16 protein-coding genes are annotated in these 25,786 nt (G+C 68.1%); 6 read left to right on the forward strand and 10 right to left on the reverse strand.

What is annotated here, in order from left to right; genetic code table 11:
- Positions 1–28 precede the first annotated feature (28 nt).
- Positions 29–1,963 (reverse strand): molecular chaperone HtpG, encoded by a 1,935-nt coding sequence (gene htpG / locus MAA44156_RS11425; RefSeq protein ID WP_009976349.1) that lies wholly within the window; start codon positions 1,961–1,963, stop codon positions 29–31.
- A gap of 84 nt (positions 1,964–2,047) precedes the next feature.
- Between htpG and MAA44156_RS11430 the strand changes: the two genes are divergently transcribed.
- Complete coding sequence (locus MAA44156_RS11430) at positions 2,048–2,668, forward strand: TIGR03085 family metal-binding protein (protein WP_023879921.1); 621 nt, start codon at positions 2,048–2,050, stop codon at positions 2,666–2,668.
- Positions 2,669–2,795: 127 nt separating this feature from the next.
- Here MAA44156_RS11430 and MAA44156_RS11435 read toward each other — a convergent pair whose 3' ends face one another.
- From MAA44156_RS11435 to MAA44156_RS11445, 3 genes are all read right to left on the reverse strand, one after another.
- Entirely contained in the window at positions 2,796–4,328 is a 1,533-nt protein-coding gene (locus tag MAA44156_RS11435) for a class I adenylate-forming enzyme family protein (RefSeq protein WP_023879920.1), read from the reverse strand.
- A 6-nt stretch (positions 4,329–4,334) separates the two neighbouring features.
- On the reverse strand, positions 4,335–5,177 hold the full coding sequence (locus tag MAA44156_RS11440; protein WP_009976345.1) for an acyl-CoA thioesterase domain-containing protein: 843 nt from the start codon (positions 5,175–5,177) through the stop codon (positions 4,335–4,337).
- A gap of 98 nt (positions 5,178–5,275) precedes the next feature.
- Positions 5,276–5,989: a VIT1/CCC1 transporter family protein gene (locus MAA44156_RS11445; RefSeq protein WP_010949468.1), complete on the reverse strand. Its 714-nt coding sequence runs from the start codon at positions 5,987–5,989 to the stop codon at positions 5,276–5,278.
- Positions 5,990–6,208: 219 nt separating this feature from the next.
- Here MAA44156_RS11445 and MAA44156_RS23550 point away from each other — a divergent pair, with 219 nt between their 5' ends.
- Positions 6,209–6,865, forward strand: coding sequence for a chitin-binding protein (locus tag MAA44156_RS23550; RefSeq protein ID WP_080555738.1), 657 nt, complete (start codon positions 6,209–6,211; stop codon positions 6,863–6,865).
- Positions 6,866–6,959: 94 nt separating this feature from the next.
- On the opposite strand, the gene MAA44156_RS11455 is transcribed toward MAA44156_RS23550, so the two are convergent.
- The 5 genes from MAA44156_RS11455 to MAA44156_RS11475 form a co-directional block, all read right to left on the reverse strand.
- Entirely contained in the window at positions 6,960–7,598 is a 639-nt protein-coding gene (locus MAA44156_RS11455; RefSeq protein WP_009976344.1) for a class I SAM-dependent methyltransferase, read from the reverse strand.
- Complete coding sequence (locus tag MAA44156_RS11460; RefSeq protein WP_029248456.1) at positions 7,595–8,527, reverse strand: class I SAM-dependent methyltransferase; 933 nt, start codon at positions 8,525–8,527, stop codon at positions 7,595–7,597. The genes MAA44156_RS11455 and MAA44156_RS11460 overlap by 4 nt, the downstream gene beginning before the upstream one ends.
- A 131-nt stretch (positions 8,528–8,658) precedes the next feature.
- Positions 8,659–8,949: a hypothetical protein gene (locus MAA44156_RS23555; protein WP_218461170.1), complete on the reverse strand. Its 291-nt coding sequence runs from the start codon at positions 8,947–8,949 to the stop codon at positions 8,659–8,661.
- Between the two features lie 232 nt (positions 8,950–9,181).
- The gene (locus MAA44156_RS11470; protein ID WP_009976340.1) at positions 9,182–9,511 is read right to left on the reverse strand and encodes an STAS domain-containing protein; all 330 of its coding nucleotides are present in this window, start codon (positions 9,509–9,511) and stop codon (positions 9,182–9,184) included.
- Positions 9,511–12,078, reverse strand: coding sequence for a SpoIIE family protein phosphatase (locus MAA44156_RS11475; protein ID WP_009976339.1), 2,568 nt, complete (start codon positions 12,076–12,078; stop codon positions 9,511–9,513). The genes MAA44156_RS11470 and MAA44156_RS11475 overlap by 1 nt, the downstream gene beginning before the upstream one ends.
- A gap of 196 nt (positions 12,079–12,274) precedes the next feature.
- On the opposite strand from MAA44156_RS11475, the gene MAA44156_RS11480 reads away from it, so the two are divergent.
- From MAA44156_RS11480 to MAA44156_RS11495, 4 genes are all read left to right on the forward strand, one after another.
- Positions 12,275–20,596, forward strand: a complete 8,322-nt coding sequence (locus MAA44156_RS11480; RefSeq protein ID WP_009976338.1) for a BTAD domain-containing putative transcriptional regulator — start codon at positions 12,275–12,277, stop codon at positions 20,594–20,596.
- Positions 20,593–21,288, forward strand: coding sequence for a Type 1 glutamine amidotransferase-like domain-containing protein (locus tag MAA44156_RS11485; RefSeq protein WP_009976337.1), 696 nt, complete (start codon positions 20,593–20,595; stop codon positions 21,286–21,288). Before MAA44156_RS11480 ends, MAA44156_RS11485 begins: the two co-directional genes overlap by 4 nt.
- Positions 21,289–21,386: 98 nt before the next feature.
- Positions 21,387–23,129, forward strand: a complete 1,743-nt coding sequence (locus MAA44156_RS11490; RefSeq protein WP_009976336.1) for an MFS transporter — start codon at positions 21,387–21,389, stop codon at positions 23,127–23,129.
- 29 nt (positions 23,130–23,158) lie between these two features.
- Positions 23,159–24,766 (forward strand): bifunctional aminoglycoside phosphotransferase/ATP-binding protein, encoded by a 1,608-nt coding sequence (locus MAA44156_RS11495; protein ID WP_009976335.1) that lies wholly within the window; start codon positions 23,159–23,161, stop codon positions 24,764–24,766.
- A 69-nt stretch (positions 24,767–24,835) separates the two neighbouring features.
- Here the strand turns inward: MAA44156_RS11495 and MAA44156_RS11500 are convergent, their stop codons facing one another.
- Entirely contained in the window at positions 24,836–25,753 is a 918-nt protein-coding gene (locus MAA44156_RS11500; RefSeq protein WP_009976333.1) for a TPM domain-containing protein, read from the reverse strand.
- Positions 25,754–25,786 lie beyond the last annotated feature (33 nt).

Here is a 25,786-nt window from a genome sequence, read left to right on the forward strand (position 1 = left end):
ATTCGCCGATTTGCTGCGCGGCCCGGGGCTACAGGGTGCGGGCCAACCGGTCGGCCAGTATCTCGGCGAACCGGGCCGGGTCGTCGAGGGCGCCTCCCTCGGCCAGAAGCGCTGTGCCGTAAAGCAATTCCGCGGTCTCGGCGACGGACGGATCGTCGGCGCGGTCCTGGTGGGCTTGGCGCAGGCCGGTGACCAGTGGGTGCTTGGGATTGAGTTCCAGTATTCGCTTGCCCACCGGAATGTCCTGCCCGGAGGCGCGGTAGAGCCGGGCCAGCGCCGGTGTGATGCCGAAGGCGTCGGTGATCAGGCAGGCCGGCGAGTCGGTCAGCCGGTTGGACAGCCGGACCTCCTTGACGTGGTCGGACAGGGTGTCCTTCAGCCAGGCGAGCAGATCGGCGAATTCCTTCTGCTGCTCTTCCCGCTCGGCCTGGCTCTCCTCGCCCTCGGCGCTCAGGTCCACCTCGCCCTTGGCGATTGACTGCAGCGGCTTGCCGTCGAACTCGGTGACGGTTCCCACCCAGACCTCGTCGACCGGGTCGGTGAGCAGCAACACCTCGTAGCCCTTGGCCTTGAACGCCTCCAGATGCGGCGACTTGAGGATCTGCTGGCGCGTCTCGCCGGTGGCGTAGAAGATCTGCGTCTGCCCTTCCTTCATCCGCTCGACGTACTGGGCCAGCGTGGTGGCCTCCTCCTCGCTGTGCGTCGAGGCGAAGGAGCAGAGCTGCAGCAGCGTCTCCTGGTTGTCGAAGTCCGACAGCAGACCCTCCTTGACCACCCGGCCGAACTGGGTCCAGAAGGTCCGGTAGTCGTCGGGCCGCTCGGATTGCAACTCCTTGATGGTGGACAGAACCTTCTTGGTCAGCCGCCGCCGGATGGCCTTGATCTGCCGGTCCTGTTGCAGGATCTCGCGGGACACGTTGAGCGACATGTCCTGTGCGTCAACAACACCCTTGACGAAACGCAGGTATTCGGGCATCAGCTGGTCGCAGTCACCCATGATGAACACCCGCTTGACGTAGAGCTGGATGCCGGTGTGCGCGTCCCGGTTGAACAGGTCGAACGGGGCGTGGGACGGGATGAACAGCAGCGCCTGGTACTCGAAGGTGCCCTCGGCCTTCATCGCGATGACCTCGAGCGGGTCGTCCCAGGCGTGCGCGATGTGCTTGTAGAACTCCTTGTACTCCTCCTCGGAGACCTCGTCCTTGGGCCGGGCCCACAGGGCCTTCATCGAGTTGAGGGTCTCGACCTCCCGGGTGACGGTCTCCTCGCCGCCCTCTTCGGTGGCCGGCGTGCGCCGCTCCACCTCCATCCGGATGGGCCAGGCGATGAAGTCGGAGTACTTCTTGACCAGGCTCTTGATCTTGAACTCCGAGGTGTAGTCGTGCAGCTCGTCCTCGGTGTCCTCGGGCTTCAGATGCAGGGTGACCGAGGTTCCCTGCGGGGCGTTCTCGACCGATTCGATGGTGTAGGTGCCCTCGCCGCTCGACTCCCACTTGGTGGCCTCGCTCTCGCCGGCCTTGCGGGTGAGCAGTTCGACCTTGTCGGCCACCATGAAGCTGGAGTAGAAGCCGATGCCGAACTGGCCGATGAGTTCCTCTGAGGCGGCTTCGTTCTGGGCGTTCTTGGCTTCGCGGAGTTGTTGGCGCAGTTCGGCGGTGCCCGACTTGGCCAGGGTGCCGATCAGGTCGACCACCTCGGCGCGGGTCATGCCGATGCCGTTGTCGCGGATGGTCAGGGTGCGCGCATCCTTGTCCACCTCGATCTGGATGTGCAGGTCGGAGGTGTCGACGTCGAGGTCCTTGTTGCGGAAGGCTTCCAGCCGCAGCTTGTCCAGTGCGTCGGAAGCGTTCGAGATCAACTCCCGCAGGAACGAGTCCTTGTTGGAGTAGACGGAGTGGACCATCAGATCCAGCAGTTGCCGAGCCTCGGCTTGAAACTCCAACTGCTCGACGCGCGCGTTCATGGCATTCCCCTTCGACAACTTGACGTTTCAAATTTACCGAGTAATCGATGGTCGCCGCCCGGGGGCTGGCCCTACGCTGAACCCATGTCTGTTGCTCGACGGGAACGCGCCGCCCTGGTGGAAACTCTGCGTGGCGTCGGCCCGGATGCGCCCACCCTGTGCGAGGGCTGGACGACGCGGGACCTGGCCGCGCACCTGGTGATCCGGGAGTATCGGCCCGACGCGACGCCGGGCATCATGATCCCGTTCTTGGCCTCGCACACCGCCAAGGTGCAGAGCCAGGTCACTGCGCAGAACGACTGGGACGAGTTGCTGGACAAGGTCGCCGCCGGCCCGCCGGTCTACTCCCCGTTCAAGTTGCTGGACCCGGTCGCCAATGTGGGCGAGATGTTCATCCACCACGAGGATGTGCGACGCGCCCAGCCGGATTGGACGCCGCGTGCGCTGGAGCCGGCGCTGGCCCGCACGCTGCGACGCACCCTGCCGCTGATGGCCCGGCTCACCCTGGCCAAAGTGCCCGCCCGGGTGGCGTTGCGCACCCCGGAGGGCAAGACCGTGCTCACCGCCGGGCGGGGCCCGGCGGTCACGGTGACCGGGGCGCCCGAGGAGCTGCTGCTGTTCGCCGTGGGGCGAGCCGCCCGGGTCGACTTCGAGGGTGACGCGGCGGCGGTGCAGGCGGTCCGCGACGCCCCCAAGGGCCTCTAGCCGTCCGCACCCGTCCGCGCATGTCCGCGTCTGTCCGCGCTCGTAACGCCACGGCGGAAATCCGGGCGAAATCTCGCCGTGGCGTTACATCCGCGCGAATAAGCGTGCCGGGCCCAGGCGTCCAGCATCACCCGAAGGCGTCGCGCAGGTCCTTCTTGATCACCTTGCCGAACTGGTTGCGCGGGAGGGTGTCGACGACGACCAGGCGCTCGGGGTGTTTGTAGCGGCTCAGCCCGCGTGATCGGCAGTGTTGCACAAGGGATTCCAGCGTGACGCCGTCGGCCGTCGCGGGTACCACGACGGCGCAGACCCGTTCGCCGGTGCGCGGGTCGGGGATCCCGATGACGGCGACGTCGGCGACGGCGGGATGCGCCGCGAGTGCGTTCTCGATCTCGAGGGCCGAGATGTTCTCCGCATTGCGGATGATCGCGTCTTTGGTGCGGCCGGTGACGCGGACGTTGCCGTCGGCGTCGATCAGGCCGAGATCGCCGGTGCGCAGCCAGCCCTGGTCGTCGAAGGCGTCGGCGTCCAGCGTCGGGTCGGCGTAGCCGAGGAAGCACTGGGGTCCCTTGAGCCGCAGCTCGCCTTCCTGCCCGGCGGGCAGTTCATTCTCTGCGCCGTCGACCACGCGGACTTCGACGCCGGGCACCGGCGGCCCCACGGTGTGGTCGAGGACCTCGGGCGCCGCGGTCAGCGACGGGGATGTCGCGCAGGGGAACTCGGTCATTCCCCAGGCGTTGGCGATGCCGGCCACCCCGAAGGTGTCGCGGACCCGTCGACTCAACTCGGCGGTGATGGGTGCGCCTCCGGCCAGGCATCCCCGCAGCGACGGGAATAGTGGCCGATTCCCTTGGGCCCGTTGGGCTTCGAGGTAGGCGACGAAGAAGGGCGTCGCGGTGCCCAGGAACGTCGGATTATGTGCGGCGATGGCCAGCGGAGTGGCGGCCGGGTCGAACGCCTCGAACAGCGCTAACCGCATGCCGGTCAGCAGTGCGGTGGCCAGCATCGCGGCCCCGCCGATGTGTGCGACCGGAAAGGCGATCGGATCGACGTCGCTGCTGGTGGCCCCCACCATGCCGACCACCCCCGCCGAGCCGGCGATGACCGAGCTGTCGGTATGGCGAATCCCCTTGGGAGCGGCGGTGGTCCCCGACGAGTAGTAGATCCAGCGCGCCTCGTCGGCGGATTGCGGCGGCGCCGGCAGGGAATCGGGATCGGCGCCGGGCAGGCGCAGCGCACCGGCGGCCGGCGGCGCCGCCAGGTCGACGGTGATGACCTCGAAGCCCCGTTCGGCCGACAGCGCCCGAGCCAGCCCACCGTGATCGAAGCCGCGCCAAAGCCCAGGCGCCACAAAGTATTCAGTGTTCAGCTGGCCGGTGATGAAGCGGACTTCGCTTTCCCGCAGGACCGGGATGATCGGGTTCTGCACCGCACCGAGCCGGGCCAGCGCGGCCATCAGCACCACGGTCTCGAGCGTGGTGGGCAACTGCCAGGACACGACGGCGCCCCGGCGGACTCCCCGCTCGGCCAGCGCGGCCGCGGCGACGCATGCGGCGTCGGAGAGCTGACGTGCGGTCATGCTGCGGCCGTGCTCATCGGCGAGAAGTGGCCGGGGTGAGCCGCGTCGTGCGGCCTCGGCAATCAGCGACCAGAACGTCACCGGAACTCACCGCGCCGACGGGTCGGCGGACGGCGGACGAAATCCCGAGTGCGCGATGGCAACCGACAGTCCGGTGCCGATCGGGCCCACGGTGTCGACCAGGACGGCCGAGCCGCTGGCAACGCCGTCGTGGCTGTGGTGGGTGAGCGAGGCCAGCCCGATGTGGTCGCCCTCGGGCAACCGGCTCAGCGTGAGCGTGTAGTCGGCGTTGATGAACTGCAGTGCCTTGCTGCCCCAGTTGGCGATCGACGCGGTGATGTCACCGGCCATCGCCGCGCGGGTGAATGCGCTGAGCGGCTCGTCGTCGATCAGCGGGCGCGTCTCGTGTATCCAGGTGTATTTCGGGCCGTCGGTCTGCGGCCAGTCCGGATCGGGGTTCTGCACCTGCGAGCCCCAGCCGTAGGTGCGCATGAAAAGCGTCGAGTAGGTCTGGTCCAGCGGGACCGGCGGCATCTGCACCGGGGGTGACCAGACCCGCCCGTCGGGCTGCGGGCCGCGGCGCAGAAACAGCGCGCTCGCCTGCGCCACGACGACGTCGTTTTGGCTGATGACGGCCTCGACCAGCCGTAACCGCCGCCGGTCGTGGCGCACCTGGGTGTGCACCCGGAGCGGTTCCAGCGCCGTCGGCCGGGGCAGGTCGACGGTCAACCGGGCCGGTTGCAGGCCGGCGTCGGCGGCGGCTTGCTCGACGGCCCACGCCAAGAGCCCGCCGACGACATGGCCACTGAGCGACGGCCCCCATCCGCCGCGCGCGATTTCGGTTGGTACCAAATCGTTTCCGTCGCGCACGAAATACGGCAGCCCGTCAGCCCAGCGAGGTTGATCGGGAACGACATTGGGTTCGGCCACTGCATGACCCTTCACGCGACGGGTTGTGCGGCCTCTGCTGAGGACCGCAACCGTGGATCTTACAGTTGCACTTCCAGTCGGCGGATGCGCCGGCGTGGTCAGTCGATCGCGGCGCCGACCACGTGGCCGATCGTGTAGGTGACCGCCAGCGCGAGGCTGCCTCCGATGGCGTTACGCGCCACGGCGCGAAGCTGCGGCGCGCCACCGAGGCGGGCCGATACCGCGCCGGTGATCACCAGCGCGATGAGCACCGCCACGACGGTGACCGGAATCCGCCACGTCGGCGGCGGCAGCAGAATCGCGATCAACGGGAGCAACGCGCCGATGGCGAACGAGAGCGCCGAGGACGACGCGGCATGCCACGGATTCGTCAGCTCCTCGGGATTGATGCCCAGCTCGACCTCGGCATGGGCCAGCAGCGGATTCTGATCGGTGAGTTCCTCGGCCACGGTACGCGCCGTCGCCGCGGTCAGACCCTTGGCTTCGTAGAGCGCGGCGAGCTCGTCGAGTTCGGCGGCCGGATCGTCACGCAGCTCCTGATGCTCCTGGATCAGCAGCGCCTTCTCGGTATCGCGCTGAGTGCTGACCGAGACGTATTCGCCCAGCGCCATCGACACCGCCCCGGCCACCAGTCCGGCGCTGCCGGCGGTCAGGATGGGAGCGCGCAGCGCCGTGGCCGCCGCGACGCCCACGACAATGCCTGCGGTGGACACGATTCCATCGTTGGCGCCCAGAACGCCGGCGCGCAGCCAATTCAACTTCGACGACACCGAACCGATGTGGGGTTCGGCCGGGTGTGGCGTACTCGACACGGCGGCAACGATATAGACGAAAACCGTGCGCGACTAGCCAACATAGCCTTGCCAAACCAGCGCTCGCGGGTGCCGGTTGACCGGGATCAAAGCTTTGCATGGGCGGGACACAGCTGGTCCATAGGGAAGCTATCTAGTGTCTGGGTGGTGGTGGGGGGCGTTCGAGGAATTCCCCTTTCGCAGAGATCCCGAGTGGACCGAGTGGATAGGTGAAGCATCGTGAGGTTGAAGCAATTTGTCGGAGGGGTGAGCATCGCCGGAGCGCTCGGCGCCGCCGCGTTGGGAATGGGAGCCGGGTTCGCCGGCGCCGCTCCCGGGGCACCGCCGCCTCCGGGCGGGCATGGCGCCCCTCCCGCGGGCGGCCCCGGCCATGGCGGGTCGCAGCCCGGAGATTTCCACCATCCGACCGGCCCCAATGACCCGGGCGGTCCCGGCGGGCCGGGTGGGCCCGGTGGGCCGCCTGGCGGTCCTGGCGGCCCCGGTCATCCCGGTGGCCCTGGTGGACCAGGCGGACCTGGCGGTCCCGGCGGCCCGGGTGGGCCGGATCACCCCGGCGGCCCGGGCGGGCCCGGCGGTCCCGATCACCCCGGCGGCCCCGGTGGGCCGGGCGGGCCCGATCACCCCGGCGGCCCGGGTGGTCCCTGGCATGGGGACCCCCAACGTGGCTACTTCCACGGCGCCCCGTGGGGCGACGGACCCGCCCCCTGGGGACCGGGTGAACCACCGCGTCCGGCGTGGGATCGACCGCTCCCTCCGCCCGGCGGGCACTGGGACTACGGCCCGATCGACTACTGGGGCTACCAGGAGACTCCCGTCTGGGATCCCGGGTTCAACCAGTGGGGCTTCTGGTTCTTCGGAGTGTGGATCCCGCTGTGAGCCATAGCTGAAACGACGCCCGCCTCGCCGATCAGGTGAGGCGGGCGTCGTCAGTTATGCCGTTGCCGGCGAACGCATTTCGCGGCCCGCGTCACTAGTCGCGTTTGGTGCCGACGGTCAGCAGGTCAGAAACCAGGCGCGTCCAGGCCGGCCGCGGGATCCGATACTGATCGCCGATCACGAACCCCGCGTCCTCGAACAGCTTGCGCATCTCGGGAGCCGACGCGTTGTGCTGCGGCTTCCACCTGCTGTCGGCGGATGCCTGCAGCAGCGGTCGCCGGGTACTGAGCGCCGAGACGGCCACCAACCCCCCGGGGGCCAGCACGCGATGGAATTCCCGCAATGCCGCCGGCTGGTCGAAGAAGTGAAACGCCGACGTCGTCACGACGGCGTCGAGCGCACCGTCGTCAAACGGGAGCTGTTCGGCCGGCGCCCGCAACCACTGCACCCGGTCCGATTTCGCCCGCGCCTGGTTGAGCATGCCGTCGGACATGTCCACGCCGTAGATCTCGTCGGGATTCAGTTCGCGCTGGATCCGCTCGCTGAGTATCCCTGTGCCGCAAGCGATGTCGGCAATTCTGCGCGAACCGTGGCTGCGCAGCTGGGCTATCACCTCGTTGTGCGGAGGCCGGTACACCCACTGCTGCAGGAAGGGCAGGTCATACGCCGGCGCCAGGAAGCTCCACATCCGCGTGACGACGTCGTTCAGCCCTCGCCGCTGCGGTGCGGTCATTTGGCCAGCACCGAGCTGTAGTAGATGGTGTCGGCCACCGACACGGAGTCGTTGGTCTGCGGGATCGCCTCGAGTCCGGCGTCGGCCAACAGCTGACTCATCGGAACGCCGACCGACCGCCAGCCCAGGCCGTCCAGGTACTCGGCGACATCGTTGCGCTCGCCCTGATACCCCAGATCGCCGAATTCCAGGTTGAAGCCGTGCTCCCGCCATTTCGCGGTGGCCCTGCGCATCATCTCTTGAGCCTTCTCGGTGTCTACCTCTGACATGTCCGGAATAGCTTCGCACGCCAACCGGCTGCCGTCGGCGCTGAGTGCGGTGATGTTGTCCAGCAGGCGGTCCTGGGCCTCCGGCGGCAGATAGCCGAACAGCCCCTCGGCGATCCATGCGGTGGGCTGGCCCTTGCCAAAACCCGCTTCCACCAATGCTTTTAGCCAGTCATCGCGCAGGTCGACGGCGACGGTGCGCAGCGTGGCCTGCGGGGTCGCGCCCAGCTTTGCCAGCGTGGCGGTCTTGAATTCGATCACCTGAGGCTGGTCGATCTCGAACACCGTCGTACCGGCCGGCCAGGCCAACCGGTAGGCGCGCGCGTCGAGGCCGGAGGCCAGAATCACCGCCTGCCGAATCCCGGCCTGCGTCGCGCCCTGGAAGAAGGAGTCGAAGAAGCGGGTACGGGCGGCCATCGCCACGGGCATGTGCTCGAGCTTCCAACCGGAGTCGTGGTCGTCGACGTCGGCGGCGACGAGGTCGCCGGTGACCCAGCGGGTGAAGAAATCCACCCCGACGGCGCGAACCAGCGGCTCGGCGAATCGGTCCTCGATCAGCGGGTTGTCGGCGTTGGTCGCGATGGCGCGTGCGGCGGCCACCATCGTGGCGGTGGCGCCCACACTGGTGGAAAGGTCCCAGGTGTCGTTGTCTGTGCGTGGCATGCGGCTATTACCCCCTCGAGTCACCGGTTACTTAGCTGATATAACGACCGGCCGGCGCGATGAGTTCCCGCGCGCCGCCGACCAGCTATTTCGCCGCTCCGGGGTGGCGTTGCCGCAGCTGGGTGACGGTATCAGTGCGGGCCGGGATGCCCCGGGGCGCCCGGCCCCCCAGGTGCGCCGGGTCCGCCCGGTCCACCGGGTCCGCCCGGTCCACCGGGCCCGCCCGGTCCCCCGGGTCCGCCGGGTCCGTTCGCGGCCGGCAGCAGGAACACGCATTGATTCAGTTCGACGCTCCAGCCCCAGCCCGGGGCGCAGTCCCCGTCGGCGCGGCTGATCCCCGGCGTCGCGAGCGCCGTCGCCGGCAACCCGATCGATACGAGGGCGAACGCGCCGACCAGGCAGCGCCGTAGGTGATCTCTCATCGCCGACTCCACTTCGTCGTCCGGGCGGGCGGTGATGACTCGTCGTAGGTCGGACCCGCGTACCTCATTGTGCGGCAATCAACCTGTCGGCGGGCCGGATTGGCGGGCCGAACGATCGTGCGGTGGTCCGCCCGATGACGACCGAGTAGACCAAATCCCCCTCGCGCCACGGCAATTCACACTGCTGCCGCGGGCTTGGCGGATTCGCGTCCGCCTTGCGCTGCAACATGTTTCAACGAAGTGCCGGCGGCGAGGGTGCGGCTTCGACGGTGGTCAGCTCGGTCAAACCGCTGACCCTGAAGACGGGCATCAGGACCGGGTGCGCGACGAGCGCGATGTGGTCGGCGTGCGCGGCCAACGCATTGATGGCGGCGCTGTCCACATACTCCACGGCGCTGAGGTCGACGAGCACCGCGCCGTCACTCCCGGTGACCTCCGCGGCGGCGGTGGCCAGCGCCCGGTGGAATGCGTCAATGTTGCTCAGGTCGATTTCGCCCACTGCCACCAGCACCGGGTTGCCGTCGCTACCACGGCCGGTGTCCAGCGTCAGCGGGGTGACCATCAGGTGATCCTGGCGGAGAGGTGGACGGTGGTTCCGCCGGTGTCGGACCGAATGTCGACATCGTTCATCAGGCTTTTCATCAACGGGATGCCCCGCCCCCGATGCGGATAGGACGTCGCTTGGGGAACCTTCCATGTGCCGGTGTCGGTGATCGTCAACCGGACCTGATCGCCTAACGCGGTGGCGCCCAGCCGAATTGTGCCCTGCGGACTGTGCCGGTGTCCGTGCTCGATGGCGTTGGCGACCGCCTCCCCGGCGGCGACCAATACGTTCAACGTCTGCTCCGGGTCCAGCCGGACACGGCGCAGCCAGTTGCGCAACGCGGTGCGGGTGGGCGCCAGCTGGTTGACGTCGGCGGGGAAGTTCAGCTCCAGCGGCGCCGGATGCCGGTACAGCAGCAACACCACGTCGTCCTGGTAGCCGCCGCGCGGCGCGACGGCGGACATGATCCGGGTCGCCAACTCGTCGAGGGACGAGCCGCGGGCATCCTGCGCGACGGTGGCGACGCGGTAGATACCCCGATCCAGCGGGCTGCGGCGACGTTCGACCAGCCCGTCGGTGTACAACAGCAGGGTCGCGCGCGCCGGTATGGTCACCCGGGCCTCCGGGCGGGGCCAGTCCCGTCGGATGCCCAATGCGATGGTGTGGCCCTCGTCGAGTATCTGGGTGCTGCCGTCGCCGTGCACCACGATGGGCGGCGGGTGCCCGGCGCTGGAGTAGACCAGTTCCCCGGTGTCCGGGGTGAGCACCGCGCACACGGCGGTGGTGCATTGCGCGCCAGGCAGCCGCGCCGCGAATCGGTCCAGACCCGCGAGAGCCGCAGCGGGACTTGGGTTTTCGAGCAGCAGGGCGCGGCAGGCGCTGCGCACCTGACCCATCACCGTGGCGGACGCGAGCCCATGGCCGACACAGTCGCCGACGACCAACGCGACCCGCCCGTCCTCGAGGTCGACGATGTCGAACCAGTCACCACCGACCTGCAACGGCCGGGTGGCGGCCTGATAGCGCACCGCGAATCCGTTGGGCAGATCGGCGGGACCGAGGATCGCGTGCTGCAGAGCCAGTGCGGTTTCGCGCTGCTGGTCGACCTGGTGCACCCGTTGCAGGCCCTGGCCGAGGCGGCCGGCCAGCACGGTGAGCAGGGTCTGGTCTTCCAAGGTGAACGAACGCTCATCGGTCAGGTCGATCCAGACGACCAGCACGCCGTCGGGATGCTGCAGGGCGATGCCCGCCGTCCCGGGCTGCGTGGTGTTCGGGGTGAGCAGGTCGCCGTCGCGCAACGAGCCGAGCGCCTGGTGCATGTGCGACGGTAGATCGGCCCACTGCGTGGGCTCGCCGACCGAAACGACCTCGGGCGGACCGAACGCCGTTTCCGTAGCAGAGGTGTGGCTCGGGAAGGTGACGGCCAGCACCCGGCGGGCGCGCCACAGCCGGCGCAGTTCTTCAGCCGCGGCGCGTACCGCCTCGTCGACCGTATCCGCTTGGGCCAGTTCCTGATTGAGCGCGTGTTGGCGGCCCGCCGCCAGTGCCAAGGCGATGGCGGCGTGCCGGGCGAAGTCACTGACCAGGTCGAGGTAGTCGTTGCCGAACGGCGGCTGCTGCGGGTCGCGCGCGACGGCGATGACGCCGAGCACCGCGCCGTCGGCAATCAGCGGTATCACGATCGCCGAGCGTTCGCCGACATCGGTGAATCCCTCGATCGGGTATTGGAAGGAGTCGGTGATCAACGGCAGGCCGCGCCGCGCGACACCGCCCGTGGTCGAGCCGTCCATCGGAACCTGCCGGCCGATCACCTGCGAGGCGTAGCGGCCCGCGGTGGCGGACACCACCAGGGTGTCGGCCTCCCGCCCGGGCGACTCGGGCTCTCGCGGGACCAGCAAGATCGCCTGCTCGGCGCCGGCCAGCTCCAGCGCCCGGTTCACGATGAGCTGCAACGGACCCGTCTGCGGATCACCGGACAGCAGCGCGGTGGTGATCTCGCGACTGGCCTTCGTCCATTTCGCCGATTCGCGCTCGCGCTCGAAGAGTCGCGCGTTGTCGATGGCGGCGGCTGCCGCCGTGGCCATGGCACGCACCGCGCCTTCCTGCGAGTCGGTGAACACGCGCCCTTGCCGGTCGTCCGCCAGATAGAGGTTGCCAAAGTTGGCTGCCCGCACCGTGATCGGTATTCCCAGCAGCGCCCGCAGCGGTGGGTCGTGTGCCGACAGGTGGGCGCTGCGCGGATCAACGCTCACATCGTCGATGCGAAGACCGTCGCCCACCGCGAGCTCGCCGAGCTGCCGGGCCGTGTCCGCGTCGAGGCCGGCATGCACGAACGAGAGGAGTCCGCCGTCGGAGGCGCGGGAAGAGAGCACGGCGTAGCGGGCGCCGGTCAGCTCCATCGCCGCTTTCAGGACGCGACGCAGCGTGACGTCCAAGTCCAGATCGGAGCCGATTTCGACGATGACCCGAACCAGTTGTTCCAGCTGGTCGCGCGCCGCCATCAGCTCGTCGAGCCGGGTGTGCATGCGGTCCAGTTCGCGCCGGTCCCGCCGGTTGGCGGCGGAGTCATCCCGGTCGCTGTCCATGGATACCAAAGTAAACGGTCGGGTGCGTGGCCATGTCGGTACCGCAACTCCCGACACCATGCGGCCAGCGCCGGTCACCGTGCGGCGCCTTAGCCGTTCGGGCGCCATCCGGGCAGGTCACCGGCGGCTTTACCGGATCTTGACCAGGTATTGAATTGCGCCGCCGACGATCATCGAGATGAGTACCCTTTTACCGGTGGAGCTGGGGGTTTTGGGGCCTCTCCAGGTCCGGCGGCACGGCACGCCGGTCGCGATTCCGGGCGCCAAACCCCGCGCCGTCCTCACCATGCTCGGCCTGCACGGTGGCGCCCTTGTCTCGGCCGACGCCCTCATGGAGCTGCTGTGGGGCGAGGAACCGCCGCGCACCGCGGCCAAGGCGCTGCAAACGCACATCTCCTCGCTCCGTCGCATCCTGGGCGACGGTGTCGTGCTGACGCAGGGCGCGGGTTGGATCCTGGCCGACGCCGACGTCGACGCCGCGCGATACAAGGTGGCCGCCCGCCGCGGACGCGACGCCGCCGCGGCCGGCGACAACGGCCGAGCGGTGGCCTGCTTCGACGCGGCGCTCGCCCTGTGGCGCGGAATCCCCGAGTTGCCCGACGGCCGGCGGGGAACCTCGGAGAAGACGCGGTGGATCGAGGGTCACGCCGCGCTGGTGGAGGATCGGGCCGACGCGCTGCTGGCCACCGGCCGCGCGGCCGAGATCATCGGTGAGCTGGAGGCCGCGGTGGCCGAGGCGCCGCTGCGCGAAAGACGTTGGGGCCAACTGATGCTCGCGCTCTACCGGGCCGGCAGGCAGGGTGAGGCCCTCGGCGCGTACCAGCGGGCGCGCGCGCAGCTGGCCGACGAGTTGGGCGTCGATCCGGGGCCGGAGCTTCGCCGGCTCGAGAGCGCGATCGTCGCGCAGGATGCCTCCCTGGATGTCCTTGTGGTGCAGAATCTTTCGTCGGTGACGCGGGCGGTGACGTTCCTGCTCACCGACATCGAGGGCTCCACCGCGGCCTGGGAGGCAGACGCCGCCGCCATGGCGGTGGCGCTGGCGCGACACGACGAGCTCGTCGAACAGGTCGTCACGTCGCGCGGCGGACGGCTGATCAAGACGCGCGGCGAGGGCGATGCGACGTTTTCGGTCTTCGATCGGCCGTCGGCCGGCGCCGCGGCCGCCGTCGAGTTGCAGGACGCGATCGGCCACGAGCCGTGGGCGTTACGGGAACCCATGCGCATCCGCGTGGCGCTGCACACCGGCGAAGCCGAGCTGCGCGACGGCGACTACTTCGGCCGCGCGGTCAACCGCGCCGCGCGGCTGAGGGCACTGGCGGCGGGTGGCCAGATCCTGTGCTCGGGCGCCACCGCCGAACTCGTGATCGACACGCTGCCCGACGACGTCGTGCTCACCGATCTGGGAATGCGCCAGCTGCGCAACCTGCCCCGTCCGGAGCATGTTTTCGAGCTGCGCCTGGAAACCGGCGCCCAAGCCGCTCCCCCGGTGCAGCCGAGCGCCGCGCCGATGGAGCGACCCGGCTTGCCCGCGGTGCTGCTCGGTCCGGGGCCGTTCGTCGGTCGCGGCCGCGAGCTCGACGGGCTTCTCTCGGCGTGGCAGAGCACGCTCGCCGGTGACATGCAGGCCGTGCTGATCGCCGGCGAACCGGGTGTAGGCAAGACCCGGCTGGCGGGCGAATGGTCGCGGCGGGTCTATGAACAGGGGGCGGTCGTGCTGTACGGGCGCTGCGACGAGGATCTCGGTGCGCCGTATCAGCCGTTCGCCGAAGCGCTGCGGATGCTGGTGCCGTGCCTGGGCCCCGACCGGCTGCGCGGGCTTCGGGGTGTGGAGGCGCTGCTTCCGCTGGTTCCCGGGCTCACCGACGTGCTGCCCGACCTGCCCACGCCGACGCGCGCCGATCCCGACACCGAGCGCTACGCGCTTTTCGACGCGGTCGTCGCGCTGTTGGCGGCCGTCTCGGCCGGTGCGCCGGTGGTGCTGGTGCTCGACGATCTGCACTGGGCGGCCAAGCCGACGCTGCTGCTGTTGCGGCATCTGCTGCGGTTCGGCGAGCATGCCCGGGTGCAAGTCGTCGGCACCTACCGCAGCACTGACCTCGACCGCTCCCATCCGCTGGCGGCCATGCTCGCCGACCTGCACCGCAGCGCCGGTTTCGAGCCTTCGAATCGCTTGCAGCTCAACGGACTTGATGAGCAGGACGTCGCCGCGTACGTCGCCGAGGCCGGTTATGACGACGACGAGCTGGCCCGGGCGCTGGCGTCGGTCACGGGCGGCAATCCGTTCTTCCTCATCCAGGCTCTGCATCATGTGGACGAAAGCGGCGGCCGCTGGGACCAGAGCACCCTGCCGCAGGGGGTGCGCGAGGCCGTGAGCCGCCGCCTGTCCCGGCTGTCGTCGGAGACGAACAAGGCCCTCGCCACGGCCGCGGTCATCGGCAGCCGGTTCGCCCTGGAGCTCGTCGAAAGCGTGGTCGGCGAGGATCAGGTCGACGCCTTCGACGAGGCATGCCAGGCGGGCATCGTCATCGAAGAGCCCGGCGGCCGTTATCGTTTCAACCACGCCATCGTCCGGCAGTCGCTGCTGGCCGAGCTGTCGTCGGTGCGGCGCATGCGGCTGCACCAGCGCATCGCCACGACCCTGGAGAACCAGCCCGGCGCCGAGGACGAGCTGCTGGCCGAACTGGCGCACCACTACTTCGAATGTGCCTGGGCCGGGAATGCGGCCAAGGCCGTGCAGTATTGCCGGCGCGCGGCCGACCAGGCGATGACCCGGCTCGGCTACGAGGGCGCCGCCGACCTCTACGATCGGGCGCTGCACGCGCTCGAGGAGATCGACGACGAACTGCCCGACCGTGACGACCAGGTCACCGAGCTGTTGATCGCGCGCTGCGAGGCACTGCTCGCCGCCGGCGACGTCGCTTCGGCAGTGGGCGCCGTTTCCCAATTGCAAAGCGCAACAGTCGATTCAGCTCGGCTGAGCGCATGGGCTACGTGCTTTGACGGGCAGCTGTCAATATTGAGCCATCCCGAACGACTCGACGAGGTCGAGGCCGCGGTCGGCGCGGCCGCCGCCAGGCTGGCCGAATTGGACGATGCGGCCGGAGAGGCCACGGCGCACACCGTCCGCGCCGGATGCCTGGCGCGTCTCGGGCGAATCGGTGACTGCGAGATCGCCCTGGACAATGCCCTCACCGCGGCGCGCCGCGCGCGCGAACATCGCCGGGTGAACGCGGTTTTGGCGAATGCGCCGCTCGCGGCGCTGTGGGGCCCGAATCCTGTTCCGCGCGCGGGCGGCCGGTGCCTTGACGTGGTGCGACTGCTCCGGATCACGACCGACTCGCCCGCGGTCGAAGCCACGTCGACGCGGTGCCAGGCCGTGTTGGAGGCCTTCCGCGGGCGGGCCGCGGCGGCGCGTCGGATGATCGACTCGGCGCGGCGCACCGTCACCGAACTCGGCCTGCGCCACGCCCTCCTCGAGGTCGAGCAGTTCGCCGGCATTGTCGAGCTGGTTGCCGACGATGCCGCCGCGGCCGAGCCGCATCTGCGCAAGGCTTACAACGGTTTTCGTCGCATGGGCCTCGATGCCGATACCGCCGAGACGGCAGCACTGCTCGGTCGGGCATGTCTGGTGCTCGATCGCGAAGCCGAGGCCGACGAATTGTGCACGGCGAGTGAGCGGCTCGCCGGTCACGCGCTGAAGGCGTCGATCGCCTGGCGCACGCTTCGGGCGCTGTTGCTTTCGCGCCGAGGTGATTATGACGAGGCCCGGCGGATGGCCGAAGAGGCTGTAAGCGTGGCCGGGCACACCGACCTGTTGGTCGATCACGGCGACGCATGCCTCACTCTCGCAACGGTCTTGAACGCTGCGGGCGAGACCGCGGGAGCGCGCGCCGCCGCCGGCCGGGCGGTCGACCTGTACGAGCGGAAGGGCGCTGCGGCACTCGCCGAGAGGGCACGCCGTCTTCTCGGTGAGCACACCGTCCCGTCTGCACCTACCCCGCCCCGAAGTCCCAGCGTCGAACTTGACACCGCGGCCACGCGAGTCGGTGAACGCGTGATGGCCGCTGTTCATCGCAAGGACTGGGATGAGTTCGACCGACTCTTCGCACCAAATGTCTCGATCGAGAATCGGCGAAAGATCGTCGGCGTTGGCTTCCCATCCGACGCGATGCGACGTGAGGTCAGGCGTGAGCTCGAAGCCGGCGTTACACGTATCGACCATGTCATGGTCGCCGCGCGAGGCGAGCGAGTAGCTCTGTCTCGGATGATCACGAGCGCTGTCGACGAGAGTCCCGGAGCGCCACACGACGAGCTTCTCCAGGTTTACGCCGTCGATGAGAATAGCCAAGTCGTGCGACAGGTGTGGTTCGACGTCGAAGACATGGACGCCGCGATGGCCGAACTCGACGCCGCCTACGCTCGGTTGGAGGGCGTAAATCGTCGACCGACGCTCGAGAATGGCGCGACGCGCGCATACGAGCGCCTGCACGCCTATTTCAAAGCCCGCGACTGGGACGCGATCACCGATCTTCTCACCGACGACTACTGCGGCGACGATCGTCGTTCGGTGGTGGGCGCCGGGATCCGGCGCGGCCCCGACGCCGCGATCGAAGATTACCGGTCGGCCGCCGACATCGACGTGACGGACGCGGGATCGGACACCGTTGCAACCCGTGGAGCGCGCCTGGCCCTCGCTCGTGCCCACTACGCGCGAAACGGCAAGGAATCAGAAGCGTTCCGCGTGGATTTCCTGCAGCTGGTCGAAATCGACAGCGACGGGCGGATCGCGGCGATGGCAGCGTTCGACCTCGACGACTTCGATGCGGCGATAGGGGAACTCGACGCGCACTACCTCGCCGGGGAGGCGGCACCGTATGCGCAGGCGTGGTCGGTAATCACAGTTGCGTACTCGGCGGTTAATCGTCAGGAGCTACCAACAACGACACCGGATTGGGTTAACGTCGACCATCGACGCGCAATCGCATTCGCTCCGGGTGATCTTGGGCCGTACCTCCGCGCCACATGGGACCTGATAACGCCGAATGCCTATATCGAGACCGTGCATCGGCTGAGTGCACTCGGAGCGGTCGTCACCCGGGTGGTGCACGGGAAGTCTGACTCGGGCTTCGACGCGGAGTGGCGGGAAATCGGCATCTCGACAGTGCACGGCGACCGGATCAACCGCTCCGAGATGTTCGACGAGACGAATTTGGACGCCGCGCTCGCCAGGTTCGATGAGCTCACCCGGCCGGCACCCCGCCTGCAAAACGCGGCAAGTCAAGCCGATCAACGCTTTTGGAAGCACTTTCCGGTTCGTGACTGGGACGCCATGGCCGCGACGCTGGCCGACGACTTCTTGCTCGATGATCGTCGCCAGGCACTCAACGCCGGTAATCGGCGGGGCCGGGACACCGAAATCGCGAATTTGAAGGTCATGGCTGACCTCGTCGGGCAGGGGAACGTCACGTCGAATGTCATTGCCATCCGCGGTGAACGCCTCGCCCTGCGTCGTCTTCGCTTTTCGGAGCAGGACCGCAACCCCGAGGCGTTCTACACCGAGATGATCGGCATCGTCGAAATCAACGCCGACAACCGACTCGCGGCCCACATCGCTTTCGACCCCGATGACATCACCGGCGCCATCGCCGAACTCGATGCCCGGTACCTCGCCGGCGAAGCGTCGGCCCACTCGCGCACCTGGTCGGTAATCTTGCGGGCATACGACGCGCTCAACCGGCGCGAGATGCCGCCGACCACGTCAGATTGGGTCACTATCGACCACCGGCATGCGTCGTCGTTCCCGCCCGGTGGACTGCCCGCATTGCTGGCCGAATGGCAACTCGCATCCGATGTGAGCAGCGCCGTCGAGGCCGTGCACCGGCTGGACAGCCTTGGAGCCGTGTTCAGTACGGTATCGCACGAAACCTCGCGAGAGGGCTTTAAAGCCGAGTGGCGCAGTATCGCCGTTATCACGGTCGACCGCGATCTGGTCGACCGGTTGGAAGTCTTCGACGAGGCGGACCTCGACGCCGCGATCGCGAGATTCGATGAGCTCACCCGGCCGGAACCGCGGCTGGAAAACGGTGCCAGCCGAGTTGTTCAGCAATTCCTCGCGAAATTCGCAGCCCGCGACTGGGACGCCATGACGGAGATGCTGTCTCACGACATTTCAACCGTGGACCGTCGTCGGGTGGTGAATGCGGGCATCCGCCAGGACCGCGACGCTGAGATCAACGACTTCCGGTCGGCCGCCGATCTCGACGTCACGAATGCGACGTCTGACGTCATCGCAATCCGTGGCGAGCGTCTCGCCCTCATCCGGTCACAGGTGTCGCGCGGGGACGTGGACACCGAAGCATTCCACGTGGATCTGTTGTGGCTGCTTGAGATTGGTTCCAACCAGAAGATCGCGAGTTGGGCTACCTTCGACCCCGACGACATCGACGCCGCCATTGCCGAACTCGATCATCGATACCTCAACGGCGAGGCCGCCGCCCATGCGCACACGTGGGGTCTGGTGACGGCCGCCTTCGCAGCGATCAACAGACATGAACTTCCCGAGATATCGCCCGACTGGGTCAATATCGACCACCGCCGGGGAGCGACGTTCGCCGCGGGCGACATGACCTCTTACATCCACGACGTGTTCGACGACGCACCGGACTTCCACGTCGACGTCGCTGCGGTGCATCGCCTGAGCGACCTCGGAGCCGTCGTCACCATGGCGTCGCACGGCACCTCGACACGGGGCTTCCAGGCCGAATGGCGGGAGATCGGACTTCTGACGTTCGACGGCGAACTGCTGAGCCGTTGCGAGCTTTTCGACGAGGCAGACCTACCCGACGCGCTGGCCCGCTTCGAGGAGCTGCATCGACCCGCACCCCGACTACACAACACGGCAAGCGAAGTCAGCGACCGCTTCCTGGCGTACTTCGCCGCACGCGACTGGGATGCGATGGCCAACATGACGGCTGATGATTTTGCGAGCGACGATCGCCGTCGCGTGGTGGGTGCGGGGATTCAATCCGGCCGTGACGTCGATATGAACAACATGCGGGCGTGGGCTGAGGTCGGGATCACGAAGATCGCGTCGGACGTCATCGCGATCCGCGGCCAGCGTCTCTTCCTTGGCCGTACCCGGTTTTTCGGCCGGGAGCAAGGACCCGGCGCGTTCCATAGCGAGGTGCTCGGTCTGGTCGAACTCGATCCCGAAGACCGGATGCTTGCGCGGGTTGTGTTCGACCCCAACGATATCGACGCGGCATTCGAGGAACTCGACGCCCGCTACCTTGCCGGTGAAGCGGCTGCTTACGCGCGAACGTGGTCGCTGCTCAGGGCGAGCGATGCCGCGCTCGACCGGTATGAGGTGCCGGCGCACACTCCGGACTGGGCCAACGTCGACCACCGGCGGGCGACCGCGTTTGAACCGGGCGGCTTGATCGCATATCTGCGTGCTGGTTGGGATCTCGCGGAAGACGTCAAAAATCACATCCTTGCCGTGCATCGAATGACCGAGCGAGGAGCGGTCGTCACGCATTTGGCACATGGCAGGTTGCGAAACCGGTCCGATGTCGAGTGGCGAGAGGTCGCCCTTGTCATGTTCGAAGGTGATCTGGTCAGCCGTTGCGAGCTTTTCGACGAGGCAGACCTACCCGACGCGCTGGCCCGCTTCGAGGAGCTGCATCGACCGGCACCCCGACCAGAAAACGTGACAAGCCGACTGATCGAGCTATTCCTGGCGCATTTCGCGATTCGCGACTGGGACGCCATGGCAGAACTACTCGCCGACGACTTCTACTCAGAGGATCGCCGGCGAACCTTGAACGCCGGCATACGACGCGGCCGCGACGCCGAGATGGCGAATTGGCATGCCACGGGCGATGTTTGGATGAGCGATGTCAGCTCGACCGTGATCGCGACCCGCGGAGCACACCTGGCACTGTTTCGTTTCGCCTTCGTGAGCCAGGAACACGAGCCCGAGGCATTCCAAGCCGCCGCGCTCGGCGTCGTGCAGGCCAACGACGACAACCAAGCCACGGCGTCCATTGTGTTCGACCCCGACGACTTCGACGCGGCATTCGAGGAACTCGACGCCCGCTACCTTGCCGGTGAAGCCGCCGCGCATGCGCGCGTTTGGTCGGTGATCACACGGGCCTATTCCAGAACCAACCGGTGCGAACTTCCTGACATGACAACGGATTCGGTTCTCATCGACCATCGGACGACCGTGACCACCGAGCGGGAGCCTCTGCCCGGATATCTCCCCAGCCTGTGGGAAATCATGCCGGATCTCAGCGTCTACATCGAGGCGGTGCACCGACTGAGCGACCGGGGAGCGGTCATCACACAGGTTACGCGTGGAACCTCGCAACAGGGGTTTGACGCCGAATGGCGGGCCATCGTCGTTGGCATACTTGACGGCGACTTCTATACGCGTGTCGAAGCCTTCGACGACACCGACCTTGATGCCGCGCTTACCCGCTTCGACGAACTCGCCGCCGAAGTCCGGCCGATGTGACTGTGCCACACCGTCAACCGCTGTACCTGCTGGCCGACAGTCAGTTGCTGTTCTGGAAGCGTCACGACCGACCGCTCGTGCAGGCGGCTCTCGACGGGTTGGCAAGAGACAAGCCGCTCAGCGCGGCCTACATCGGCGCATCGAACGGTGATCGCCCCGAGTTCTACGACATCTTCGAGGCGGCGATGGAGGCGATCGGCGTCACCGAGCGCCGCATGATCGCGTCGTCGTTCGGCCCGGCCGACCGCGCCTTCCTCGACGGCGCCCACCTGATCGTCCTGGCCGGCGGCGACGTGCAGCGGGGCTGGAACACCTTCGAGAGAAACGGCATGAAGGACGCGATTCTCGATCGGTACGCCAAAGGTGCTGTGCTGGTGGGCATTTCGGCCGGTGCGGTCCAGCTCGGGCGCTACGGCATCATCGGGACACCCCCGGAGCACCGACTGCTCGACGTCTTCAACCTGGTGCCCGCGGTCATCGACACGCACGACGAGCGAACCGGCTGGGCGCGGCTGTCGCGGGCGATCCAATCGCTGAAGGGAGCCGCCCTAGGTGTCGGAATCCCCTCCGGCGGCGGCGCCGTCGTCCACGCCGACGGCATCCTCGAGCCCGTGCGCCGCCCCGCACACGAATTCCGCGTCGTCAACGCTCACCTCGTGCACAAACTGTTGCCCGTCGGAACCGGCGACTGACGGTCCGGAGAGAGACGCCTGCAAACCCATTTGTTTGTATGGCTAACATAATGCCTTTGGACCGATGTAGGCGACGACTGATGATGACCGGGATATAGATGGCCGACAGCCCTGCCGCGACGAGCCCGACGCTGGTCGCCAAGCAAACCAATGTCCGCAGGCTCCGATGGGACCGCGACCACCCGCGCTACAAGTGGGTTGCCCTCTCCAACACGACCCTGGGAATGCTGCTGGCGATGATCAACTCGTCGATCGTGTTGATCTCGCTGCCGGCCATCTTCCGCGGCATCGGATTGAACCCGCTGGCGCCGGCCAACATCGGCTATCTGCTGTGGATGCTGATGGGCTACCTGGTGGTCACCGCGGTCCTGGTGGTGTTCGTCGGGCGACTCGGCGACATGTTCGGCCGGGTGCGCATCTACAACGCCGGCTTCGCGGTGTTCACCGTCGCGGCGATCGCGCTGTCGTTCGACCCGTTCCCGCTCACCGGCGGCGCCGTGTGGCTGATCGGCTGGCGCGTGATCCAGGGCGTCGGCGGCGCCATCCTGATGGCGTTGTCGGCCGCCATCCTCACCGACGCGTTCCCGAGCAACCAGCGCGGCATGGCACTCGGCTTCAACATGGTCGCCGCGGTGGCCGGCTCGTTCCTCGGCCTGCTGTTCGGGGGGCTGCTCTCGGAATGGGACTGGCGGGCGATCTTCTGGGTCGGGGTGCCGGTCGGCGTCCTGGGCACGGTGTGGGGCATGCGCTCGTTGCATGAGCTGGGCGTGCGCACGCCGGGCCCGTTGGACTGGCCCGGCACCGTGACGTTCGGCGTGGGGCTGACCGTCGTCCTGGTCGGCATCACCTACGGCATTCAGCCCTACGGTGGCCATCCGACGGGCTGGACGAACCCGTGGGTGCTGGGCTCGATCGCGTTCGGGCTGTTGCTGCTGATCGTGTTCTGCCTCATCGAATTGCGCGCACCGCAGCCCATGGTCAACGTCCGGCTGTTCCGGTCCGCGGGGTTCGGGATGGGCAACCTGGCCAACCTCATGTCGTCGAGCGGCCGCGGCGGCCTGCAGTTCATGCTCATCATTTGGTTGCAGGGCATCTGGCTGCCGCTGCATGGCTACCGCTTCGAATCGACGCCGCTGTGGGCCGGCATCTACATGCTGCCGACGACGATCGGCTTCCTGATCGCGGCGCCGGTCGCGGGGTGGTTGGCGGACCGGTTCGGTGCAAGGCCGTTCGCCGTCGCCGGGATGCTGCTGATGGCCGTCACGTTCATCGGGTTGCTGATGATCCCGGTCAATTTCGACTACCGGGTGTTCGCGCTGCTGATCTTCCTCAACGCGCTGGGCGGCGGCCTGTTCGCGGCGCCCAACACCGCCGTGATCATGTCGAGCGTGCCGCCCCGGGACCGGGGAGCCGCATCGGGTGTTCGGTCGACCTTCTTCAACGCCGGCTCGGCGCTGTCGATCGGCGTGTTCTTCTCGCTGATGGTCGTCGGGCTGGCCGGCACGCTGCCGCACGCACTGAGCAGCGGGCTGCAACAGCAGGGCGTGCCCGCGGCGGTGGCCCAGGACGCCGCCGCCCTGCCCCCGGTGGGCAGCCTGTTCGCGGCGTTTCTGGGCTACAACCCGATCGCCGAATTGCTCGCACCGTCGCACGCACTGCAACAACCCGGCGTCAATGCCGCGACGCTGACCGGCAAATCGTTTTTCCCCGAGCTGATTTCGGGTCCGTTCCACGCCGGGCTGGTCGTAGTGTTCGTCGCGGCGGCGCTCATGATGGTCACCGGCGCGTTGGCATCGCTGGTCAACCCCGGCCGCTACGCCGACGACGTCGAGGAGATCTGAGCGCCGGGTAGTGTTCATGGGGCGAGACCATGACGCACGCCTTCGACCCCACCGGACCCGACGGACAGCCGCGGATCGTCGCGGATCTTCTGCGACCCGACGCGTACGACCCGCCGGCCGACGACCTGCGCCTGCACGAGACGCACAGCTCGTGGGTCATACTCGCCGGCCCCTACGCCTACAAGCTGAAGAAGCCGGTGAACCTGGGCTTCCTCGACTTCACCAGCATCGAGCAACGCCGCGCCGACTGCGACGAAGAACTGCGGCTCAACCGGCGGTTCAGCCCGCAGGTGTACCTCGGCGTCGTCGACATCACCGAGCAGAACGGCCACTACCGGGTCGGCGGCGAGGCCGGGTCGGGCGAGCCGGCCGTGTGGATGCGGCGGCTGCCCGAAGACGGCATGCTGCCGGCCAAGCTGGCGGGCGGCGATGTCGACACGCGGCTCGCCCGCCGGATCGGTCGCACCCTGGCTAAGCTGCACGGCCGGGCCGAAACCGGTCCCGACATCGAGGCGTACGGCAGCCCGTCCAGCGTGATCGCGAACTGGCAGGAGAATTTCGACCAGATGGGCCCGTTCATCGGGCGCACCATCTCCCCCGAGATCAATAACGAAATCCGTTCCTATGTCCAGGAATTCGTCCTTCGGCAGGCCGCCCTGCTCGAGCGGCGGGTGACCGAGGGGCACGTGCGTGACGGTCACGGCGATCTGCACGCCGCCAGCGTCTGCATCGCCGACGGTCAGATCGTGTTGTTCGACAGTCTGCAGTTCGCGCCCCGCTATCGCTGCGCCGACCTGGCTTCGGAAGTGTCGTTTCTGGCCATGGATTTCGAGTACCACGGTCGCGGCGATTTGGCCTGGGCGTTCGTCGACTCCTACGTCCGCGCCAGCGGCGATGACGAGCTGCCCAGCCTGCTCGACTTCTACATGTGCTACCGGGCCTACGTGCGTGGCAAGGTCCGCAGCCTGCGCCTGGCCCAGACCGAAAAGGTGCCCGGCGGTGAACAGGAAGCGCTCATCGCCGAGTCGCGCGGGTATTTCGACCTGGCGTGGGCGCACGCGGGCGGCCTGCCCCGTCCGCTGATGGTCGTCACCATGGGGCTGCCGGCCAGCGGCAAGACCACGCTGGCGCGGGCGCTCGCCGGCCGGCTCGGGCTGGTGCACCTCTCGTCGGACGTGGCCCGCAAGAGGATGGCGGGCATTCCGCCGACCCGCCGCGGCAGCGACGAATTCGGTTCGGGGCTTTACAATCCCGCGATGACGCGCAACACCTATGCCGCGTTACGCCGCGACGCCGCCCGTTGGTTGCGCCGCGGCCACGGCGTGGTCGTCGACGCGACGTTCGGCAATCCGGGCGAGCGCGCCCAGCTGCGGCAGCTTGCCCACCGGCTCGGCGTCGACCTGCACCTCGTGCTGTGCGACGCGGACGACGACACCCTGATCGCGCGGCTCAAGCGGCGCGCGACCGAGCAAGGCGTCGTCTCGGACGCGCGGATCGAGCTGTGGCCGCAGCTGCGCGCCGCGTTCACTCCCCCCGATGAGCAGGCGTCGGTGCTGCGTGTCGACGCGACCCGCGATACGGAGGAGACCGTCGAGCAGGCGCTGGGCCTGCTGCGCGCCCGCTACCGTTCCTCGTGACGCCGAACGTGGGGTTGTTGCGCGGATCCGGCCGATTTTCCGCAACAACTCCACGTTCGACGGTTCAGGTCATCGCTTGGATGCGGCACCCCGGCGTCGCGTCGTGCGGTGCGCGCCCAGCACGTCGTCGTTCGCCAGGTGTTGCGCCTCCGCCGCCAACGTCGATGCCCGGTTGGCATGGGCGATCGCCTCGGTGTCGTTGCTTGCCTGCTTGGCGTGCGCGGCCGCCAGGTGCCGGGTGGCCTCGTCGAGGCGGCTGCGGGCGTCGGCGCCGACGCTGTCGTGATGCCGGGCGACGTAGTCGGAGATTTGGCGCAACCTGGCCTCGGCCGTCGACAACGCCTCCCCCAACGAACGATCCTGCGGACCGCCGGGGCCGACTCCGCGAGCGGCGCGCCGGCGGCGCCGCGCCCGATAGAGCACCAGCAGCAGCACGACGACGACGACCACGACGGCGATGACAGCGATCGCGATCGGCAGCCAGGCCCGCTTGGCCGGGCTCGCGGGGTGAGACACGCTGAGTGAGGTGTCCAGACCATCGGCCGCGGCGATGGCGGCGATGGCCCAGTTCTTCGCACTGACTGCCGGCCCAATCTTGTTGGTGCGCAGGCTGTTCAACTCGTCGGCTGTCGGGTTCTGCAGCTGCGGCGGGGGGTTAAGTGTGAACAACTTGGTGTTGGTGGCCACGGCCAGCAGCACGTCACGGTCGCCCATGCCGCTTTCGCTGCGGGTGCGGTCGGCCCAGTTGTCGGGTTTGAACTTGTTGAAGTTGTCGACGTAGACCACCCACAGTTGGATGTGTCGATCGCGGTACAGCCGATCGATGGCCGAGCTGACCGCCGCCCGATCCGGATCCGTCAGCACCCGGTTGCTGTCGGTGAGGTGATCGGTGAGCTTGGTCGGCGGTTGCGCGCCGACCGGGGTCGCCCACAGCAGCCCGGCTGTGAGGATGGTCAGGACCGCAGCGAACAGGCGAACAACCCGCATAGGGGTAATCTAGCCGCCATTTTGCGGCGGGGC

Source organism: Mycobacterium avium subsp. avium (assembly GCF_009741445.1).
Lineage (GTDB): Bacteria > Actinomycetota > Actinomycetes > Mycobacteriales > Mycobacteriaceae > Mycobacterium > Mycobacterium avium.

Excerpts from the sequence above, each read along its gene's own strand:
- htpG (WP_009976349.1), bottom strand. The coding sequence starts at position 1,963 with ATGAACGCGCGCGTCGAGCAGTTGGAGTTTCAAGCCGAGGCTCGGCAA.
- MAA44156_RS11430 (WP_023879921.1), top strand. The coding sequence starts at position 2,048 with ATGTCTGTTGCTCGACGGGAACGCGCCGCCCTGGTGGAAACTCTGCGT.
- MAA44156_RS11455 (WP_009976344.1), bottom strand. The coding sequence starts at position 7,598 with ATGACCGCACCGCAGCGGCGAGGGCTGAACGACGTCGTCACGCGGATG.
- MAA44156_RS11460 (WP_029248456.1), bottom strand. The coding sequence starts at position 8,527 with ATGCCACGCACAGACAACGACACCTGGGACCTTTCCACCAGTGTGGGC.
- MAA44156_RS23555 (WP_218461170.1), bottom strand. The coding sequence starts at position 8,949 with ATGAGAGATCACCTACGGCGCTGCCTGGTCGGCGCGTTCGCCCTCGTA.
- MAA44156_RS11470 (WP_009976340.1), bottom strand. The coding sequence starts at position 9,511 with ATGGTCACCCCGCTGACGCTGGACACCGGCCGTGGTAGCGACGGCAAC.
- MAA44156_RS11475 (WP_009976339.1), bottom strand. The coding sequence starts at position 12,078 with ATGGACAGCGACCGGGATGACTCCGCCGCCAACCGGCGGGACCGGCGC.
- MAA44156_RS11490 (WP_009976336.1), top strand. The coding sequence starts at position 21,387 with ATGGCCGACAGCCCTGCCGCGACGAGCCCGACGCTGGTCGCCAAGCAA.
- MAA44156_RS11495 (WP_009976335.1), top strand. The coding sequence starts at position 23,159 with ATGACGCACGCCTTCGACCCCACCGGACCCGACGGACAGCCGCGGATC.
- MAA44156_RS11500 (WP_009976333.1), bottom strand. The coding sequence starts at position 25,753 with ATGCGGGTTGTTCGCCTGTTCGCTGCGGTCCTGACCATCCTCACAGCC.